This window comes from Cohnella fermenti, from assembly GCF_004801405.1.
Classification (GTDB): Bacteria; Bacillota; Bacilli; order Paenibacillales; family Paenibacillaceae; genus Cohnella; species Cohnella fermenti.
On record NZ_SSOB01000015.1, the window covers coordinates 85,969 to 106,889 of the forward strand.

13 protein-coding genes and 1 riboswitch are annotated in these 20,921 nt (G+C 60.0%); of the genes, 10 read left to right on the top strand and 3 right to left on the bottom strand.

Annotation, left to right across the window (positions count from 1 at the left end):
• Positions 1-352: 352 nt before the first annotated feature.
• Together E6C55_RS13605 and E6C55_RS13610 are read right to left on the bottom strand one after the other, a co-directional pair.
• Positions 353-1,669 carry a glutamate-1-semialdehyde 2,1-aminomutase gene (locus E6C55_RS13605; RefSeq protein ID WP_136370342.1) on the bottom strand — a complete coding sequence of 439 codons (1,317 nt, stop codon included), beginning with the start codon at positions 1,667-1,669 and terminating at the stop codon, positions 353-355.
• Between the two features lie 349 nt (positions 1,670-2,018).
• Positions 2,019-3,059 carry an LCP family protein gene (locus tag E6C55_RS13610; protein ID WP_136370343.1) on the bottom strand — a complete coding sequence of 347 codons (1,041 nt, stop codon included), beginning with the start codon at positions 3,057-3,059 and terminating at the stop codon, positions 2,019-2,021.
• 223 nt (positions 3,060-3,282) lie between these two features.
• Between E6C55_RS13610 and E6C55_RS13615 the strand changes: the two genes are divergently transcribed.
• The 7 genes from E6C55_RS13615 (at position 3,283) to E6C55_RS13645 (ending at position 16,619) form a co-directional block, all read left to right on the top strand.
• Positions 3,283-4,305: an ABC transporter ATP-binding protein gene (locus tag E6C55_RS13615; protein WP_136370409.1), complete on the top strand. Its 1,023-nt coding sequence runs from the start codon at positions 3,283-3,285 to the stop codon at positions 4,303-4,305.
• Positions 4,298-5,092 (top strand): ABC transporter permease, encoded by a 795-nt coding sequence (locus tag E6C55_RS13620; RefSeq protein ID WP_136370344.1) that lies wholly within the window; start codon positions 4,298-4,300, stop codon positions 5,090-5,092. The genes E6C55_RS13615 and E6C55_RS13620 overlap by 8 nt, the downstream gene beginning before the upstream one ends.
• Positions 5,093-5,107: 15 nt before the next feature.
• Positions 5,108-5,893 (top strand): ABC transporter permease, encoded by a 786-nt coding sequence (locus E6C55_RS13625; RefSeq protein ID WP_136370410.1) that lies wholly within the window; start codon positions 5,108-5,110, stop codon positions 5,891-5,893.
• A gap of 62 nt (positions 5,894-5,955) precedes the next feature.
• Positions 5,956-6,432 (top strand): thioredoxin-dependent thiol peroxidase, encoded by a 477-nt coding sequence (bcp, locus tag E6C55_RS13630; RefSeq protein ID WP_136370345.1) that lies wholly within the window; start codon positions 5,956-5,958, stop codon positions 6,430-6,432.
• A 239-nt stretch (positions 6,433-6,671) separates the two neighbouring features.
• Positions 6,672-11,447 carry an S-layer homology domain-containing protein gene (locus tag E6C55_RS13635; RefSeq protein WP_136370346.1) on the top strand — a complete coding sequence of 1,592 codons (4,776 nt, stop codon included), beginning with the start codon at positions 6,672-6,674 and terminating at the stop codon, positions 11,445-11,447.
• Positions 11,448-11,779: 332 nt separating this feature from the next.
• Positions 11,780-13,300: a glutamine-hydrolyzing GMP synthase gene (gene guaA / locus E6C55_RS13640; protein WP_136370411.1), complete on the top strand. Its 1,521-nt coding sequence runs from the start codon at positions 11,780-11,782 to the stop codon at positions 13,298-13,300.
• A gap of 184 nt (positions 13,301-13,484) precedes the next feature.
• Positions 13,485-16,619: a hybrid sensor histidine kinase/response regulator gene (locus E6C55_RS13645; RefSeq protein ID WP_230986677.1), complete on the top strand. Its 3,135-nt coding sequence runs from the start codon at positions 13,485-13,487 to the stop codon at positions 16,617-16,619.
• On the opposite strand, the gene E6C55_RS13650 is transcribed toward E6C55_RS13645, so the two are convergent.
• Positions 16,616-17,893: a vWA domain-containing protein gene (locus E6C55_RS13650; RefSeq protein ID WP_136370348.1), complete on the bottom strand. Its 1,278-nt coding sequence runs from the start codon at positions 17,891-17,893 to the stop codon at positions 16,616-16,618. The genes E6C55_RS13645 and E6C55_RS13650 overlap by 4 nt on opposite strands.
• Before the next feature lie 109 nt (positions 17,894-18,002).
• Here E6C55_RS13650 and E6C55_RS13655 point away from each other — a divergent pair, with 109 nt between their 5' ends.
• From E6C55_RS13655 to E6C55_RS13665, 3 genes are all read left to right on the top strand, one after another.
• Complete coding sequence (locus tag E6C55_RS13655; protein WP_136370349.1) at positions 18,003-18,869, top strand: AraC family transcriptional regulator; 867 nt, start codon at positions 18,003-18,005, stop codon at positions 18,867-18,869.
• A gap of 80 nt (positions 18,870-18,949) precedes the next feature.
• The gene (gene mgrA, locus E6C55_RS13660; protein ID WP_136370350.1) at positions 18,950-19,942 is read left to right on the top strand and encodes an L-glyceraldehyde 3-phosphate reductase; all 993 of its coding nucleotides are present in this window, start codon (positions 18,950-18,952) and stop codon (positions 19,940-19,942) included.
• 360 nt (positions 19,943-20,302) lie between these two features.
• A complete protein-coding gene (locus E6C55_RS13665) occupies positions 20,303-20,647 on the top strand; it encodes a hypothetical protein (protein ID WP_136370351.1) in 345 nt (114 codons plus the stop codon).
• 67 nt (positions 20,648-20,714) lie between these two features.
• A riboswitch (purine riboswitch) is annotated at positions 20,715-20,815 on the top strand.
• Positions 20,816-20,921: the final 106 nt, after the last annotated feature.

Here is a 20,921-nt window from a genome sequence, read left to right on the forward strand (position 1 = left end):
CCATCGCTCAGCTCCCCGGCTTCGCGGAGTTCAAGAACGCGCGAAGCCGGGGAACTGACGCACGGAGGAGGGCCATATAGTCTGGAGTTTGGCGGAATGTTAGACGGTATTATGGAGCGGAAGGTGGTATACGGAACGAAGGTGGCGAACGGAATGTTAGCCGGCGAATGGAGCGCGGCCCGATGCGCATGGCATGGGGCCGCGGGGAGGGCGATATGTGACAGGCAAGGAGGGCGGCGAGATGCTCGTGGAGTGTCCTGCCGAAGTCGATAGCGGCGGACTGCGGAGCAGCATCTTGTTCTCAAGCTCTCGCGCCCCTCCGTCGCTATCTAGTTCGCTATTGCCCTCGTTCTTAAGCTCCCGCCATCGCCTTGAATGACGCGTCGGCGGCTTCCAGGGTGGCGTCGATGTCGGCGTCGGTGTGCGCGGTCGTGAGGAACCAAGCCTCGTACTTGGACGGGGCGAGGTAGATGCCGCGCTCGAGCATCTCGCGGAAGAAGCGGGCGAATTGCTCGCCGTCGGTGTCCTGCGCTTCCTCGTAGTTCGTGACCGGGTGGTCGCAGAAGTGGGTCGAGAATGCGCCGACGATCCGGTTGATCGTCAGCGGAACCCCGCGGCGGGAGGCCGACTCGGCCAATCCTGCCGCGAGGTGGGCCGCCTGGGCGTCCATCTTCTCGTAGACGCCCGGGGCGGCCAGCACGTCGAGGCAGGCGATGCCCGCCGCGACGGAAGCGGGGTTGCCCGCCATCGTGCCGGCCTGGTAGGCGGGCCCGAGCGGCGCGACCTGCGCCATCACCTCGCGCCGTCCGCCGTAGGCGCCGATCGGCAGGCCGCCGCCGATGATCTTGCCGAGCGCGGTCAGGTCCGGCTCGATCGCTGCGCGGTCCGGGAAGGCGGCGAACGTCTGCGTTGTGCCGTAATGGAAGCGGAAAGCCGTAATGACCTCGTCATAGATGACGAGGGCTCCGGCTCCCCGCGCCAGGCGGCAGACGTCCTCGAGGAAGCCGGGCTTCGGCATGACCATGCCGAAGTTGCCGACGATCGGCTCGACGAGGACGGCGGCGACGTCGTCGCCCCAGCGCTCGAGCGCGAGCTTCAGCCTGTCCGTATCGTTGAACGGTACGGTGATGACTTCGCTGGCGATGCTGATCGGAATGCCCGCGCTGTCCGGAATGCCGAGCGTGGACGGGCCGGAGCCCGCCGCTACGAGCACGAGGTCCGAATGGCCGTGGTAGCAGCCGGCGAACTTGATGATCTTCGTGCGCTTCGTCGCCGCGCGCGCGACGCGGATCGTCGTCATGACGGCCTCCGTGCCGGAATTGACGAAGCGGACCTTATCGAGCGAAGGGATCGCTTCCTTCAGCTTGCGGGCCAGCACGATCTCCAGCTCCGTCGCCGTTCCGTACAGCACCCCGTTCTGCGCGGCGCGGACGATCGCCTCGGTCACGTGCGGATGCGCATGGCCGGTAATAATCGGGCCGAAAGCCGCCAGGTAATCGATGTACTTGTTCCCGTCGACGTCCCAGAAGTGCGCTCCCTCGGCCCGCTGCATGAAGACGGGCGCTCCCCCGCCCACCGCCTTGAACGAACGGGAAGGGCTGTTCACCCCTCCGACAATGTGCTGCTGGGCTTCCTCGTATAATTGTGCCGATCTCACTCTTGGTAACATATTCTGTGTCCTCCTTCGGCTTAATGATCTATTCCCGGGATGTGATGTGCTGAGATGTGATGCAAAAATACATCTCTTATCCGTGCTCCCGTTCAAAAACAGCCCATGAGATGTAAAAATACATCTCATTCGCTTGGGTTCGGCGCAATTCCGGCCAATTCGCACAAATCAGATGTACTTTTGCATTACATTGCGCGAAATTAGCCGCTTCCTGCCAAAAGAGATGCACTTTTGCATTACATGTACGCTCATGGGGTCGCGGGCCGCTGATCCCTTCGCAGATCGTACGCGCTGATCGCCCCATACGCACAAGAGAGCCGTCTGCCAGACGGCCCTCCGGTCTTGCTATTTATTCGTTGGCCGACGAAGCCGATTCGTCCTCCGACCCGGAACCCGCAGCCGAGCTTGACGCGGATGCCGGCGGAGTCGCAACAGCCGTCTGGTCCTGGCTCAGCACTTCCTGCACATAGGCTCGCAGTTCGTCTTCGTCCTTGATTCCGATGACCGAGGCTCCGCCGACGTTCTTCTCCGTGATGAGTTCCATCGGAGGCAGTTGCGCCGAGCCGGCTTGGTGCGACTTGTAGCCGAGGCTGGCCAGCTTCAGCATATCGTTCGCAGACAGATTCGTCTCGATATAAGGGCTGACTTCGCCGATAATGTCCGGCAGCTTCACCAGATTCCAGCCGCTCTTCAGCTTATCGGCGATCGCTCCCAGGAAGGCGCGCTGCCGCTCCGTACGCGTGAAGTCGCTCATGGCGTCGTGACGGAAGCGGACATATTGAAGGGCGTGCTCGCCGTCCAGGTGCTGCTGGCCTTCCTTCAGGTCGATATCGAAGCGGTGCCCGTCGGCCGCATCGGTGTAGTGCATATCCTTCTCGACGTAGAAGTCCACGCCGCCGATCGCGTCCACGAGCTTGATGAACCCTTGGAAGTCGACGTACACGTAATACTGAATGTCCAGGCCGGTCAGATCGCTTACCGTCTTCATGGCGAGCTCGTTGCCTCCGAGCACGACAGCCGTATTGATCCGGTTGTCCTTGTAGCCCGGAATCTCCGCGTACGTATCGCGCAGGATGGAGAACAGGTGGGCCTGCTTCGTTACGGGGTCGAACGAGGCGATCATCATCGAGTCGGAGCGGGCAATCTCGTCCTTATCCATATCGCGCCGGTCGGCGCCCATAAGCAGAATGTTGACTCGTTCGGTTCCCGTCCACTCGGGAGGCTGATACTCCGGCTTGCTCTCGAATTGGTCGAAGATCGATTCGCCTTCGTCCTTCTGGAGATTGTCCAGCTCGTTGTAGGTCGCGTAGGCCTTCCAACCCACGAACACAACGGCGACAACGATAAGCGCCAGCAGGGAATAAAGGATTCGCTTCCATGTTTTCTTCATGCCGATTAGTTCCTTTCCGTGATCGTACCCAAGAGAGGCTCCCGCCGAAGTCTGCCGCAGGGTTAATCGTACAAGTTTACGATTCTTCAGCCTTCCTTGATTGCTGAAGCATGTTTGCTTATAACTAGACGTATTGTAGAATTATAAAGTTACATGCCGCTTTGAATCAAGTTGTGTCGACAAAAAAGGAGTTCGAAAATTGTCCAATTCAGTTTATTCCTCAATGCCGGCCATCGAAGTGACCCGGCTTCGCAAGCAATTTAACGTCCAGCGCAACCGCGAGGGACTCAAGGGTGCGCTGCTCGATCTGTTCAAGCGGGAGCATACCTTGGTGACCGCCGTGAAGGATATCAGCTTTAGCATTCCCCAAGGAGAAATCTGCGGCTACATCGGCGAGAACGGGGCGGGCAAGTCGACGACGATCAAGATGCTGACGGGCATTCTGGTGCCGACGTCGGGCGACATCCGCGTGAACGGGTTCGTTCCCCATCGGGACCGCGAGCGCTTCGCGAGGGAGATCGGCGTCGTGTTCGGCCAGCGCAGCCAGCTCTGGTGGGACATCGGCGTTATCGAGTCGTTCCGGCTGCTCCGCAAGGTGTACCGCGTGGACGAAGCCGACTTCAAGCGTCGGCTGGACGAACTGATCGAGACGCTGGACCTCGGCGAGCTGTTGAACCGTCCGGTGCGCAAGCTGAGCCTCGGGCAGCGGATGCGCTGCGAGCTTGTGGCGGCCCTGCTGCATCAGCCGTCGATTCTGTTCCTGGACGAGCCGACGATCGGCCTGGACATTATTGTGAAGACCCAAATCCGGGAATTTCTCCGCAAAATCAACCGCGAGCACGGAACGACGATTTTGCTGACCACCCACGATCTTCAGGACATCGATGCGCTCTGCTCCAGAGTTATTATGCTCGATGACGGCCATATCATCTACGACGGCGGTCTGGACGAGCTTAAGGATAGATGGAGCAAGGGGCGCGAGATTGTGTTCCAGTTCACGGACGCCGTGTCCCTGGAGCGGGTACGCTCTCTAACAGAGGGGCTCGATGTTCGCTGGACGATCGAGAACGAGATGGCCGCCAAGGTGTGGATTCCGCGCGAGATGAACGTGTCGGACGTTCTGTCCAAGGTCGTGAGCCGGGCGGAGATCAGCGACATCAAGATTCTCGAGACGAACACGGACGAGATCGTCCGCGAGATTTACCGCACCGGCAGCCCGGAGGCGGGGGAGGGCATTCGTGGTTAGCGCATACTTCGACTTCGTCCGCATCCGCTTCCTGACGATGCTCGCCTACCGGATCAACTATTACAGCGGAATCGTCATCTACACGATCAACATCGGTGCCTACTACTTCATGTGGAAGGCGATTTACGGCGACGCGGACACGCTCGGCGGCTTCACCGTGGCGCAGATGACGACCTATATCGCGGTGTCCTGGATGGCGCGGGCGTTCTACTTCAACAACCTTGATCGCGAGATCTCTAACGAGATTCGCGACGGCAGCGTCGCCGTGCAGATGCTCAGGCCGATCTCGTACCTGCTGGTAAAGATGATGCAAGGCTTCGGAGAAGGCTTGTTCCGGATGCTGATGCTCATGATGCCCGGAATGATCGTCGCCTGTCTGCTGTTCCCCGTCGACCTTCCTCATGATCCGTCTCTCTGGGGGATTTTCTTCCTCATGTTATGGTTCAGCTTCCTGATTAATACCCAGCTTAACATTCTGACGGGGCTGTTCGCGTTCTTCGTGGAGAATAACGAGGGCCTGATGCGGATGAAAAGAATGCTGATCGACCTGCTGTCCGGGGTGATGATTCCTCTTACGTTCTTCCCGGGGTGGGCGGAGACGGTGCTGAAGTGGCTGCCGTTCCAGGCGATCACGTACTTGCCGAGTTCGGTGTTCACGGGCAGGTTGGGCGGAGATGCGGCCTGGAACGCGCTGGGCGTCCAGCTTATCTGGTTCGCGGTGCTGATCGTGCCGATCCTTCTGATGTGGCGGGCGGCGCGCAAGCGGCTGTTCGTGCAAGGAGGGTGACCGGTGAAGAAGCTGCTGTTTACGTTGTCCCTGTTCAAGGAGTATATCGCCAATTACATGAAGACCAAGCTGACGTATCGCGCGGACTTCTGGGTGGAGGTCGCCTCCGATCTGCTGTTCTCGGCGATGAACCTGATCTTCATCTTCGTCGTCTTCCGCCACACGCCGGCTCTCGGCGATTGGAGCGAAGCGGAGGTCGTGTTCGTCTACGGCTACTTCATGATCCCTTACGGCCTGTTCAGCGCGGTCTCGAACCTGTGGAACTTCGGCGACCGTTACATTGCGAAGGGAGAGATGGACCGGATTCTGACCCGTCCCGCAGGCTCGCTCGCCCAGGTGCTGCTCGAGAACGTCGACCCTCCGTCGATCATCGGCTCCTTCGTCGGACTCGGCATTCTGGCGACGGCATGGTGGCGGCTCGGCCTGCCCTTCGATTGGTACGATCCGCTTGTCCTGCTCGTGATGGCGCTCGGGTCGACGCTCGTCTACATGGGCATCTATATCACGATTGCAGCGCTGTCCTTCTACACGGACGCGCCGACGGGCATCACGCCGCTCGTCTACAACATTCAGAACTACGGGCGATATCCGATCCAGATCTACAACCGGACGATCCGCTTCCTGCTTACGTGGCTGCTGCCGTTCGCGTTCGTCGGTGTGTACCCGGCCTCGTTCTTCCTGGACAACCATCGTAATTCCGTCATGGCGTGGCTGACGCCCGCCGTCGGCCTTGTTGTCTGCACGATCGGGATCGCGGTCTGGAGCCACGGAATCAAACGGTATCGCGGCGCCGGATCTTAGAATGTCGGATTCCAATGCCGGAGCTTATGTACCGGAACTTATATTAAGGAAGGGATGCTACTATGACGCAAGTATCGATCGGACAAGCGGTGCCGGACTTCGTCCTGCCATCGTCGACGGGAGAGAACGTAAGACTCTCCGATTATCAAGGCCGCAAGGTTATCGTCTACTTCTATCCGAAGGACAACACGACAAGCTGCACCCAGGAGGCGTGCGACTTCCGCGATGCCCATCCGCAGTTCGAGGAGGCGGGGGCCGTCGTGCTCGGCATCAGCCCGGACCCGGTCAAGAGTCACTTGAAGTTTATCGGCAAGCACGAGCTGCCCTTCCAACTGTTGTCCGATCCGGACCATGAGGTCGCCGAGCTGTTCGGCGTATGGCAGGAGAAGACGATGTACGGGAGACGCTACATGGGGATCGTGCGCTCGACCTTCCTGATCGACGAGCAAGGCAAGCTGGTCAAGGAGTGGAGAGGATTGCGGGTCAAAGGGCATGTGGAGGCCGTGCTGGAGGCTGCAGAGGCGAAGCTGGAGAACTGACATTGGTTAACGGGCATTAGAGTTGTATCGCGCGTTTCTTTTCATCATTCGCGTCCCTTTTTCTGGCGATTCTTTCATTAATCTTTCATAGCAGTGCGATATACTTATAGGATTGATTACCAGAGAGGGAGATTGCCTTGAGAAAATCGTTGATAGCCCTGCTAACATTCCTTTTATTTGTCGGCCCGCTCATCGTCCCCCCGAAGGCGAGTGCAGCGCCGGGGTTGACGTTTAAGGGCGTGTCATCGTCAACTTATCGAACGTTTGGGACATTCGCACTTGACGATGCGGGACATCTCTGGGCTTGGGGCGGCAATGCTGGCACGTTCGGAGACGGAACGACCAACAGTACCGTTACGCCCAAGCGCATCAATGTGATGGACGGAGAGACGTCTGTAACCTTTCAGGATGTGAAGCCAATACGAGCGATCTCGTTAGCGCTCGACACCACCGGTCACTTGTGGATGACTGGGGAAGACGCATACGGCGCCCAAGGCAACGGGCCGGGTGATTCCGGTACAGTTACTTCTTGGACCAAGCTTCCCATATCGGACGGAGGGGAAGATGTCACATTCACAGCGATCGATACGGCGATGTTTAACGGGTTTGCCATCGACAGCGATGGTGCGATCTGGGCCTGGGGCTGGCTGATTGGCGATGAACCGATGAAGTTGACGATAACGGATGGCTCCGGCCCGGTCTCCTTCAAGAGTGTATCGGGCGGGAACAATTACGCTCTCGCGATTGACACGTCCGGCCGGCTCTGGAATCTCTTCAGTAATAGCAGTGTTATCCCCCCTACGGAGTACGGGTTGTCGGCTAGATTCAAGGCGATCTCCACCGGCAATGGCGAAGCCGGCGGCAACGACTACTTGCTGCATACCGCTTTGGATACGGATGGCCATATCTGGACATGGGGCAATAACAGCTCTGGTCAATTGGGGGACGGGGGCGCTTCGGGAACGGCGGGCACAGGCACGCCGACGATACGCAATCTGGTGGACGGCGGCGTGCCTGCGGAATTCATCGCGCTGTCCGCCGGCAACCAGTTCGTGCTGGCCGTGGATACGGCAGGCGACATCTGGAGCTGGGGCCGTAACGCCGAGGGGCAACTGGGCGATGGAACGACCGTTAACGGATCGCCGCAGAAGCTGATCGTAACGGATAACGGCGATGCGGTCAGCTTCGTGTCGGTCGCCGCTGGTGACGGCAAGTCGTTCGCGCTCGATGATGACGGCCAAATCTGGACATGGGGCGCAGGTCAATTGGTACCTGTCCGACTGAAGTTCGCGCCATCGGCAACGCTTGGCGTATCGCCGGCATCGTTTTCGACCAAGCTGCAGTCGATCACGCTGACGGCGACGGTGTCCGGCGAGCTGGAGACGCCGACCGGCACCGTTCAATTCATGGACGGTTCTACCGTATTGGGGAGCGCTTCGCTTAGCGGAGGAGTTGCAACGTACACGACATCTTCCCTGGCAGTAGGACCGCATACGTTGTCGGTTAGTTACCTAGGAGACAGTCACTATGTGACGGCAAGCTCCTCAGGCGTCTCCCACTCCGTCAACATGCCGGCGGCGCCGAGCCTGACGTTAACCCCTTCGCCGCCGAGCGATACGTTCGATCCAGTGAACGTCGCCGTGACCCCTTCGATCGACGGCAGCGGCAATTCGCTCAGCCTGTTGAAGTGGCTGTCCGGAAGCAAGGTCGAGGCTGACTTCGCGAGCGCGGGGACCGATATTACGACAAGCAAGACGTTCGCCGCGTCGAGCAACGGAACCTACACGGTCTATGTGAAGGATGCGGCAGGCAACGAGGCTGTCAAGACGATTGACATAACGAACATTCTGATAGCCGGCGACCCGAATGAGTTGGAGGATGAGATCGATGCGGCCGAGCTGGCACTGACAACTCATCCGAAGGGAACGAATGTCGGAGAAGCGTTGGCAAGCGATTGGGACGCGCTGCAAGCGGCGATCGACGCGGCGCAACTGAATGTGGACGACGCCGCGCACCGAACGCAAGCGCAGTTGGATGCGGCCAAGACGACGTTAAGCGGCGCAATCGCAACGTTTAACGGGGCGGTAATTGTTGCCGGCGACCCGGCAACGCTGGATGCGGCAATAACGACGGCAGGGCAGGCGCTGGCGGATCATCCGGCGGGAACGAATGTCGGACAAGCGTCGGCGAGCGATCGGAATGCGCTGCAAGCGGCGATCGACGCGGCACAGGACGTGTTGGACGACGCGGCTAATCGGACGCAGGCGCAACTGGATTCGGCAGTGTCAACGCTGAATGGCGCCATTGCAACGTTTAACGGAGCGGTGATTGCGGCGGGAGACGCTGCCGCGCTGAACGCGGCGATCGTGACGGCAGGGCAGGCATTGACGGATCATCCGCAGGGGACGGGATTCGGACAGGCGTCGGCGAGCGACCGGAACGCGTTGCAGACGGCCATCGACGCGGCGCAGTTGGTAGCGGACGAAGCGGAGGATTGGACGCAGGATCAACTGGATGCGGCAATGACGACGTTAAACGACGCGCTTGCGACGTTTAACGGGGCGGTGATCGCAGCCGGCGATCCAACGTCGCTGAACAATGAGCTGGACGCTGCCGAGCAGGCGCTGACGGACCATCCGGAGGGCACGAACGTCGGACAAGCGTCGGCGAGCGATCGGAATGCGCTGCAAGCGGCGATCGATGCGGCGCAGCTCGTCGCGACTGATGCGTCGCATCAATCGCAGGCACAATTGGACGCGGCCAAGACGGCGTTAAGCGGCGCGCTCGCGACGTTTAACGAGGCGGTTGTCGTCGCCGGCGATCCGGCGGCGTTGAACGATGAGCTCGCGGCTGCCGAGCAGGAATTGGCGGATCATTCGGAAGGAGCCGGGCTCGGGCAGGCGTCCGCGAGCGATCGAAGCGCGCTGCAAGCGGCGATCGAAGCGGCACAGGACGTGTTGGACGACGCGGCGAACCGGACGCAGGCACAATTGGACGATGCGCAGACGACGCTAGTTGGCGCGATCTCGGCGTTCGAATTAGCGGTGGTCGTCGTCGTTCTGAACGTGCCGGACGCAGGCTTGTACGGTGTGGGAGACACCCTCGCCTTCACGTTGACTTATCGCGACGAGGTGAGCGTGGCCGGTGCGCCGCGGCTGTCGCTTGCGATCGGAGCCGATTCCTCCGCCGACACGGTGTACGCCGAGTATACCGGGGCAACGGACGAACCGACGACAAGCTTGACGTTCGAATACACGGTGGCCTCAGGCGATCTGGACGAAGACGGCATTGCGGTCGACAGTTTGCTTGATCTTCCGGCCGACGCGGCCGTCACGCTTGTCGCGGGCGGCGCGGATGCCAAGGCGAGCTTCGCCGTTCCCGAGACGGGCGGCATTCGGCTGATCGGTCTGGCGCCGGCGCTTGAGCTGAGCGCATCCGACACGCCGGGCACGACGGCCGATGTGTCGGTGACGGCAGTCGTATACGGAGAAGCGGCAGCCGGGAACTCGCTCGTGAAGCTGAATTGGCTGAGGGGAGCGCATGATGTCGCCGACTTCGCAGAGGACGCGGACACGGCCGGCACATCGATTATCGATACGAATGAGTTCAAGGCGTATGCGAACGGAGACTATACTGTATACGCCCAGGATGCCGCAGGCAACGAGTCTGCAGCGGTCATTGCGATCTCCTCCATCGTGTACCCGGCCAGCACGCCGCCCGGCTCCGGAACGAAGGTCGAATTGTCTCCGGACGGAGGCGTCGTGGTCCGTGTCGACGAGACGGACATCGTGAAGGAGACGCAGGCGGACGGGACGGTAACGGAGAAGGTTGAGCTGACAGACGAGCTGATGAATCGGATTCTGGAGCAGTTGAAGAACGCAGACAAGCCGACCGTGACGATCGTGATCGACGACACGGCTCAGGCGGTGGATGTGCGCTTCCCGGCCGATCGCCTCGGGGAGCAGCTCGCCGCTTACCCGAGCTTGCAGTATGAGGTGCAATTAAACGGCGCGAGCTTCGTGCTGCAGGTGAACGTGCTGGATCTGGCCGATCTGGCGTCCCGGCTGGGCGTCGACCTGCAGGACATGAAGGTGAGCATTGTGACGTCGCAGGTTGTCGGAGCGGCCAAGGCCGAGCTGGAACGGCTGGCCGGCGCGAAGGGGATGAAGCTGGTCGGACAGGCGGTCGATTATCGCATTGCGGTGACGGGCGGAGGCCGTTCCATCGAAGTGACGGACTTCGGCGGCACCTATATGGCTCGGGCTATCGTGATGGAATCGATCGAGTCGGGCAAGAGCTATACCGCCGTCGTATATGACCCGAGCGCTCCATCGTTCTCCTTCGTTCCGGCCGTATTGGGGACGAGAAGCGACGACAAGCGGCAGATGTCCATGAAGATGCCGCACAACAGCATCTACGCCATCATGGAGACGACCCGGCGTTCGTTCGACGACTTGAACGGTCATTGGGCGAAGGACGATGCGGAGCTGCTGGCGACGAAGCTGATCGTGCAGGGCGTGTCGGATACGAAGTTCGCCCCTGACGGCGACATTACGCGGGCGGAATTCCTCGTGTTGCTCGTGCGGGCGCTGGGCATCCGAACGGATGCGGACCCGGCGGCCTTGACCTTCGCGGATGTGCCGTCGTCCGCTTGGTACGCGCCGGAGGTAGCCGCCGGCGTGAAGGCCGGATTGGCGAAGGGGCTGGCTGCAGACCGCTTCGATCCAAGCGGCACGGTGACGCGGGAGCAGATGGCGGTCATGCTGGCCAACGCGCTTGCGCTGGCGGAGGAGGAGCGGAATGGCGAGTCTGCCGCCGTGTCCGGGACCGTCGACTTCGCTGACGCGAATCGCATCTCGTCATGGGCGCGCGCAGCAGTCGGGCGAGTTGCGGAAGCCGGCATCGTGCAAGGCACGGCGGACGGCCGCGTCGAGCCGCAGGCGAACGCGACGCGCGCGGAAGCGACGGTTATGCTGAAGCGGTTCTTGTTGGCCGTGCAGTTTATCGATGGATGATTGACGATAGGCGGCTTGGGCTGCGCTTCGGCTAGAGGCAGAGCACAACGAGGCGCAGGAGGCTATCCCGTCAGGTCCGCGAGGCCGGGGATAGCTTTCTTTATAGGTTGCGGCGTTTGTTGCGGCGTTCAGGTATCCCGAATCCTGCGAAGGCATCCATGGGCACGAAGGTGAAGACGATCAGGCTCGCCTTGACGCTGTCGAAGGCGCAAAGATATAATTACTTCAATTGATATGAATTCGCGAATCGGCGCAGGCCCGCTCCGGCAGGCCTGCGATCGCGTTCACCCCCAGGAGGCTCGGTTAAGACAGTGACTAATAACCCGCATGAAATGATCGTCGTACTGGACTTCGGCGGTCAATACAATCAGCTCATCGCCCGTCGGATTCGCGACCTTGGCGTGTACAGCGAGCTGCTGCCGTACAACACTTCCGCGGACAAGCTCCGCGCCCTGAACCCGAAGGGAATCGTCTTCTCCGGCGGACCGGCCAGCGTCTATGCCGAAGGAGCTCCCTCCGTCGATCCGGGCGTCTATGACCTCGGCGTGCCGATTCTCGGCATCTGCTACGGCATGCAGCTCATCACCCATCAGCAAGGCGGCAAGGTCGAACCGGCCAGCAAGCGCGAATACGGCAAGTCCGACGTCGACTTCGCGGAAGGCAGCGCGCTTGTGCACGGCCTGGACAGCCGTCAGACGGTATGGATGAGCCACGGGGACCACGTCACCGAGCTTCCGGCCGGCTTCAAGGTCGACGCCAGCACGCCGCACGCGCCGGTCGCGGCGATGAGCAACGCGGACCGCAAGCTGTACGCGGTGCAGTTCCACCCGGAGGTGCGCCACTCCGTGCACGGCAACGAGATGATCAACAACTTCCTGTATCAGATCTGCGATTGCAAGGGCGACTGGAGCATGACCTCGTTCATCGAGGACACGATCGAGGACATCCGCCAGCAGGTCGGCGACAAGAAGGTGCTGTGCGCCTTGTCCGGAGGCGTCGATTCCTCCGTTGTTGCGATGCTGATCCACAAGGCGATCGGCGATCAGTTGACGTGCATGTTCATCGACCACGGCCTGCTTCGCAAGGGCGAAGCCGAAGGCGTCATGGAGACGTTCGTCGGCAAGTTCGACATGAAGGTCGTCAAGGTCGATGCCCGCGAGCGCTTCATGGGCAAGCTCGCCGGCGTCTCCGATCCGGAGAAGAAGCGCAAGATCATCGGCAACGAGTTTATCTACGTATTCGATGAAGAGTCCGCCAAGTTCGACGACTTCGCGTTCCTCGCACAAGGGACGCTGTACACGGACATCGTCGAGAGCGGCACGGCGACGGCGCAGACGATCAAGTCGCATCACAACGTCGGCGGCCTGCCGGAAGACATGAAGTTCGAGCTCGTCGAGCCGCTGAAGGCGCTGTTCAAGGACGAGGTGCGCAAGGTCGGCTCCGAATGCGGCCTGCCGGACGAGATCGTCTGGCGCCAGCCGTTCCCGGGGCCGGGCCTCGCAATCCGCGTGCTGGGCGAAGTGACGGAGGAGAAGCTTGAGATCGTCCGCGAATCCGACGCCATCCTGCGCGACGAGATCGCGAAGGCCGGTCTCGACCGCGAGATCTGGCAGTACTTCACCGCGCTTCCGAACATGAAGAGCGTCGGCGTCATGGGCGACGGCCGCACGTACGATTACACCGTCGGCATCCGCGCCGTCACCTCGATCGACGGCATGACCGCCGACTGGGCGCGCATTCCGTGGGACGTGCTCGAGAAGATCAGCGTGCGCATCGTCAACGAGGTGCAGAACGTCAACCGGATCGTCTACGACATCACGTCCAAGCCGCCGGCGACGATCGAGTGGGAATAAATGACGAGATAACCAAGGGACCGGCCTATAAGTCATCGACTTAGGGCCGGTCCTTTTATCGCATCGGTTATGGAAGCCGCGAATCGACCGATTTCGGGATTATGCTCTCGGAACCGCGGGAAATTTCTCAAAAAAAGGAGTCGGCCCGTTGCTGTCGAACTATTGAGCTATGAGACACAAATGGATGCTATTTTTCCGCAACCCCTTCGTGTTGCTTGCTTTGTTTGTGCTGCTGCTCCTGGGAGGCAGAACGGTGTGGTACAACCACTACACGCTGCCCGAGCATCCCCGTGCCATTCAAGGGATATTGGATATGAGGAATTGGGACTTCGAGCGTTCCCGCATGATTCCGCTGGAGGGAGAGTGGGAGTTCTACCCGGATCGCCTCTTGAGCGAAGAGGAGGTGCAGGCGGGGAACGCCGGCTCGCCCCGCTATCTTCGGACGCCCGGAGATTGGCGCAGCGCCTGGTCGTCCGACAGCGGCGACCCCTACGGCTACGGAACGTACCGGCTGAGAATATTGCTTGACGGTTCGTTGGAGCAGCCGTACGAATTTTGGTTCGACAATGTTCGCACCTCATCGCAAGTGGAGATCAACGGCAAAGTACTGGCCCGACTCGGCCATCCCGGCGAGCGGCGACAGGATTATACGCCTGTTATGCGATCGTATACGGTATCGTACGCAGCGAACGGGGAGAAGGAGATCGATCTGCTCGTGCAGGTCGCCAACTTCGACGAACCGAGGTACGGCGGCATTACGAGCGCCGTCCGCTTCGGCTCGCAGGCGGCGATCGATACGGAGCGCTGGTATTCGATCGGTCTTCAGCTTGTCGCCTTCGTCATCTTCCTGCTCCACGGCTTGTACGCGCTTATTCTGTACGCATTGAACCCGCGCCAGAGATCGCTCATCGTGTTTGGCCTGTTCTTGATCTGCGTGGCCGCCACAATTGTTGCCAGTTCGGACCGTCTTCTTCTCCAATGGCTGCCGCTGTCCTATTCGGCGATGACAAAAACAGCACGTTTGTCTTACGTCTTCGTGTCGTTTCTAATGACGGCGATGACGTTGAAGCTGACCGGCCTGGACGTACGAAGCCGGTGGCTCCGTCTGTATGCCGTCGTTCTGGCCGTCAGCTCCGTATTTATGATTGCGGCGCCGATCCGGATCGTCGAGACGGCTCGTCTCTTGTATACGGTGTTATATTTGCTGCCCATCCTGGCGGTCGTAGCGCTGTTTGTTTGGAAGGTTCGCCGCAGTCCCAAGGACAACCTGCTTCTGCTGCTGGCAGCGACCGCCGCAGCTTCAAGCGTATTCTGGGGAGTCTTCCAGAGCTTCGGAGCCGCTCCGGCGGAATTCTACCCGCTTGACATGATCGCGGCGCTGATTGCCTTCTCGACGTTCTGGTTTCGCCAATATTTCTACAACGCACACGAAATCGTCCGATTAAACGATCGGTTGAAGCGGAACGACCGGCTGAAGGACGAATTCCTCGCCCATACCGCGCACGAGCTGCGAACGCCTCTGCATGGCATCATCAATGTCGCCCAGACCGTGCTGAACGAGGAGCGCGCATCGCTTCGCGCCCAGAACGCCGCGAACATGGAGCTGCTCTTGACCGTCGGCCGGCGCATGTCTCAACTGGTTAACGACTTGCTGGACCTCGCAAGGCTGCAGGAGAAACGAATCGTTCTGCAGCCGGAGCGGCTGTCTCTCCAGGCGGCGGCTTCCGGCGTTATCGCGATGCTGGCCTACCTGGCGGCCGCGAAGCCCGGCCTGAAGGTGCGGATGGATATTCCGGAATCGTTTCCTCCCGTATATGCGGACGAGAAACGTATTGTCCAAATTTTGTTTAATCTGTTGCACAACGCGATCAAGTATACGGAGAGCGGCACGATTGTCCTGTCGGCCGAAGCGGTTGGCGGCATGGCGGCCGTTCACGTGAAGGACACCGGAATCGGGATGAACGAGGAGACGCAAGCCCGGGTCTTCCGTTCATACGAGCAAGGGTCCCACGGGATCGGCGGCGGCATCGGGCTTGGGCTGACGATCTGCAAGCAGCTTGCGGAGCTTCACGGCGGACAGTTGACGCTGAAGTCGGAGCCGAACCGCGGTTCCGACTTTGCGTTTACGATTCCTCTGTACATCGGCGACCCGAATGCGCTTCGCGAGACGGCGGCCGCCCGGGAAGACGGCGGGAGCGACGACCGTCCGCCGACATTGAATTCGGTGTGGGAGGAAGCCAGACGAGCCGTCGCGCCGCTGACGGCCGCCCGCTTGCCGGAAGCTCCGCCCGGCTGGCCGCCGCCCGCTTCCGTGTTCCCGCCGGCTGCCGAATTGCCGAAGGTTCTGGTCGTGGACGACGATCCCGTGAATCTGGAGGTGCTGACCGGAGTGCTGTCCGCGGACCGCTATTGCGTCACGACGGCCGGCTCGGGCCCGCAAGCGCTGACGCTGCTCGGAACGATGAAGTGGGATCTCGTTATCGCCGATGTCATGATGCCCCGGATGTCCGGATACGAGCTGACCCTGGAGATTCGCAAACAATTTTCCATATCCGAGCTTCCGATATTGCTGCTTACGGCCCGCAGCCAGCCGGAAGACATCTACGCAGGCTTCGCGGCCGGGGCCAACGATTACGTGACCAAGCCCGCGGACGCTGCGGAGCTCCAAGCTCGCGTCTGGTCGCTGACCGCGCTGAAGCGATCGGTTCAGATGAGCTTAAGGATGGAAGCCGCCTATCTTCAGGCGCAGATCCGTCCCCACTTCTTGTTCAACACGTTGAATTCGCTCATCGCTCTCAGCGACATTGACTTGGATCGCATGCGCATGCTGGGCGAAGCGTTCACCTCGTTCCTGCGCATCAGCTTCGACTTCCTGAACACGGAGACGATGGTTCCGCTCGCGCATGAATTGGAGCTTGTACGCGCCTATCTGTACATCGAGAAGGAGCGCTTCGACGATCGGCTTCGCGTTGAATGGCAGGTGGAAGAGGGAGTGGCGGTGCAGTTGCCGCCGCTGACCATCCAGCCGCTTGTGGAGAACGCGGTCAGGCACGGGTTGTTGAATCGGGCGCGCGGCGGTACGGTGTGGATTCGGCTGGCTGCCTCGCCGGAAGGCGTCCGAGTCGAGGTGGAGGACGATGGGAAGGGGATGGACGAGCATACGGCACGGGAGCTGTTGGCGGATGGAAGGAAGAGCGGCGGAGGGATCGGCTTGCTTAATACCGACCGGAGGCTGCGGCAAGCTTACGGCCTTGGCTTGGCCATTCGCAGCGCTCCGGGGCAGGGCACTTCCGTCTCGTTTGTCGTGCCGGCGGACTAGATCAGTATGCCGTGGCGGCGAGCTTCCTTGATCCAGGAAGGGAATTCGTTAAGCAGCCGCTCGTACAGCTCCTCGTCGCTAATGGCCGAGATGTCGTCAAGAGCGAAGAAGCTGGCGTTGTCGATCGTTCGTCCGCGCATTTCGTCCAGTTGCTGCAGCACGCCATAATTGGCCTGTCCCAGCCCTACGAATTGCCAGAATAAATTTTTGGAGGAGCACTCGGTGATCAATCGCGTTATTTTTCCTTTCTGTGCAACCCCTCCATCGCTGAAAAAAATAATATAAGTCGGAATATGGGCATTCGGTTGCTCCACGGTATATTTGCGAATAATGTCTTTGATAACGGGAGGCTCGTTGTTCGTACCGCCCTTGCTGCCCAACTTATATGTCCGACTGATATAATCCTTGTAATCGAGCGCGGTAACGCTGGGCGCCCGCAAAAATTCGGAGGCAAAAAACCATACGTCCAGCTCGCCGTCGTCGTCGAAGGCTGCGGCAAGCGCCAATATGCGTTCGAAGGCTTCTTGGACAATCCCCTTGCGATATAGCGGGTACATGGAGCCGGAGGCATCGAATACAACCGCGACGCGGGCTTTGATCGGATCGATCTTGCTCTTCTCCAGCGTCAGCGCAACTTTGCGTTTGAGCAGGTCGATCTTGGACAGCTTCAGCGGCGCCGGAGCGGGACTCGGAGCAACGGGCGCGGCTGCTGCCGAAGCGGCGGGCTCGCCGGGTTCTTGGGAGGCGGCCGTCTGGGCGGCCGCCTCTTCGTCGACCTCTATGCCGAAGGACTCGGCGAGCGGCTTCAGTCCGCCGAAGAACCCGCGCCCGATCGCCCGCACCTTAAAGCCTTCGCGGTATTTGTAAACTTCAATGAAGATAAGAGCCGTTTCTTGCGTAGTTTGGGCGATGTCATACGTAATTTGCTGCGAGCCCGCTTGTACGATTGCCCGGCATTCGCTCACCTGCGTGAACGTTCCCGCCTCCAGAGTGGCTGCGAACACGCATTTGTCGACAGCGCTCTGGCGGAGCTTGCGGGTATCGATCTCGAAGCGGCACTTCAGGTTCTCGATCGTGCGCAACGTCACGGCGCCCAGAGGATCGGCAGTCTGGTTGTAGAACACGAAGTAGGCATCCGAAGGCACGCGGCCGCTGTCGTTTATCATAAAGCAACTGACATCGAGAGCGGAGGGAGCGGATGCGCATTGAATCGTAACCTGCAGCAGTTCCGCGTCTTCCAGACCGACGTTCTGACCCGCGCTTAAAATTGTCATAACGGCTTCACCTCATGTCCTTATAAAATGAATTGCAGCAATTTAATTTTGAGTTATATCTTTCCAGTCGTCAACAGGGGCGGCGTTAGAATGGGGAGGGGCGGGCAGCATGACCCAGAAGCACTTCTATTGCAATCCCGATCCGGAAGGCGAGGGAGCGAACGATCTCTACATCACTCACTGGGGCAAGGAGGACTGCGCTCCGCTGCACTCCTTCGGGCCGGGCATTCGGGACGTGTACAAGTTCCACTTCGTCCACACGGGGCGGGGGATCGTCCGGGTGGAAGGGAAGACCTATACGCTGACGGCGGGGCAGGCGTTCCTTATCCACCCGAACGTCGTCATCTTCTATCAGGCGGACGAGCACGACCCGTGGACCTACTCGTATTGCGGCTTCCGCGGCAATCTGTCGGAGAAGTGGGTGTCCCGCACGAGCCTGACTCCGGAGCAGCCGGTCTTCTCGATGGATCTGCAGGTGATGCCCTACTTATACGACCTGCTCACGGAGACGCTCGCCCACGAGAGCAGCCGGGACTTGCGGCTGAACGCCGTCATGTACCGGTTCCTGACGGCGCTTATCGAGCTGCTGCCGGCCGCGAAGACGGCGGAGGGCGAAGCGAGATCGCAGCACGTCTATGTTCACCGGGCGATGGAATACATTCACGCCCACTACGGCGAGGCGCTGTCCGTCACGCAGCTCGCCGCCGATCTCGGCCTTGACCGCAAGTATTTGTCGGCCATCTTCAAGGGCGCCAAAGGGCTGCCCCCGCAGCAATATCTGCTGCGATACCGGATGCGCAAGGCGTGCCGGTTCCTTCGCGACAGCACCTTAAGCGTGGGAGAGATCGCCCGCTCGGTCGGCTACGCGGATGCGCTGCTGTTCTCGAAGATGTTCAAGCGTACGCTTGGCGTCTCCCCCTCCGAGTTCCGCGCCGGAGCCGGAGAGGCGATGCTTGAAGCTGACATTGTGCCATAAATCTCTTCCATACTGACATCGACTTGTCCCTCCGGATTGGGTATCATGCATGTAGATCCGAATTCAAGGAGGACGAATGGATGAGCTATGCGGCCAATGCAAGTCGATATGACACGATGACATATAATCGCTCCGGCAAGAGCGGCCTGAAGCTGCCTGCGATCTCGCTGGGGCTGTGGCACAACTTCGGCGGCATCAACGTATACGAGAATGCGAGGGGCATGGTGCGACGCGCCTTCGACCTGGGAATTACCCATTTCGACTTGGCGAACAACTACGGACCGCCTCCGGGCTCCGCGGAAGAGACGTTCGGCCAATTGCTGAAGCACGAATTCGCTCCATACCGCGATGAGCTGATCATCTCGACGAAGGCGGGCTACTACATGTGGCCGGGACCGTACGGAGAATGGGGCTCCAAGAAGTACCTCGTCTCCAGCCTCGACCAGAGCCTCAAGCGGATGGGCGTCGATTATGTCGATATTTTCTACCACCATCGCCCCGATCCGAACACGCCGCTCGAAGAGACGATGGGCGCGCTCGACCTGATCGTCCGTCAAGGCAAGGCGCTCTACGTCGGCCTGTCCAACTACAGCGCCGAGCAGACGAAGGAAGCGTCCGCCATTCTGAAGAAGCTGGGCACGCCGTGCCTGATCCACCAGCCGAGCTACTCGATGATGAACCGCTGGATCGAGAATGGCCTGCAGGACGTCCTCGACGAAGAAGGAATCGGCTCGATCGCCTTCTCGCCGCTGAACCAAGGCATCCTGACGGATCGCTACCTGAACGGCGTTGCCGCGGATTCCCGCGCTGCGGGCCCAAGCGTCTTCCTGAAGGCGGAAGGCATCAAGGAAGAGACGCTCGAGAAGGTGCGCAAGCTGAACGAGCTCGCCGCAGAGCGCGGCCAGAAGCTGTCGCAGATGGCGCTGGCCTGGGTGCTTCGCGGAGGACGCGTGACGTCCGCCCTGATCGGAGCCAGCAAGATCAGCCAGATCGAGGACGCCGTGGGAGCGGTGAGCAACCTGGTGTTCACGAGTGAGGAGCTTGCGAGAATCGAAGCCATTCTGGCCGAATAAGCCGTTGATTGCATGACGAAGACCCGCGACCGTCGGACGTTCCGATCCGGCCTCGCGGGTTTTCGCTATGCTTGGCGCGGGCGGCGGGAGAGAGGAGCGGAGGAGAAGGGATGGAGCTGCGCGGGCGGCGATGCGGGGAGGAGGAGTTGGGGTAAGAGAGGGAGGCGGATAGGCGGCAGCGAGGCGGGGGACGGAGGTGGAGCGGACTTGTGTGAAAATCCATATTCGCGTTCCCCGGAAACGAGCGATTTGGTCGATTTTATGCGAAAAACCGCATTCGTGGGCCCGTTTCCGGCCGAAATTGCGATTTGTATGCGAAAAACCGCATATATCGCTCCGATCCGGATGGAACACGGGCGAATGAATGTGAAAAATCACATAAAACCGCTGTATAGAGGCCCCGAATCGCCTTGCGAATACGAAAAATCGCATAAAATCCGCGGCGAGAGGCGAGAGGGAGGGGGCGCAGAGAGGGGAGAAGGATGCGAAAAGGGAGAGGGCGCGGAGAGAGGAGAGGAGGGGGACGGGAGGGGGACGCAGAGAGGGGAAGGATTCGAAGATAAGAGGAGAGGAGGCGAGAGGAGGCGAGAGAAGGACACGAAGAGGGAGATAGAGACGAAGGTTCGGATCGGATGCCGGATTTATGGGTATTTACACCACCGATCTTCCATTGTAAGCGGAAACAATACGAATAAATATATGTAAACTATCCAAAAAACTTCGTTTATTCGATTGACGAATTCGGACTTAATACCTACAATGAGGAAGAATAATGTCGGAATTGAAGATTTGCCGTATAATCCCGGGAATAGGCTTGGGAGTTTCTACGAGGTCACCGCAAATGATCCGGCTACGGACAGCGACATCGGATAATCGGCAGGTCACGCCTGCTGCCGAGTATACCTTTGCGTTCTTATGCGGAACCTAGGAGAAACATCTTCTGGGTTTTTTCTCGTTTTCCGGGTTTGTATGCAATTCG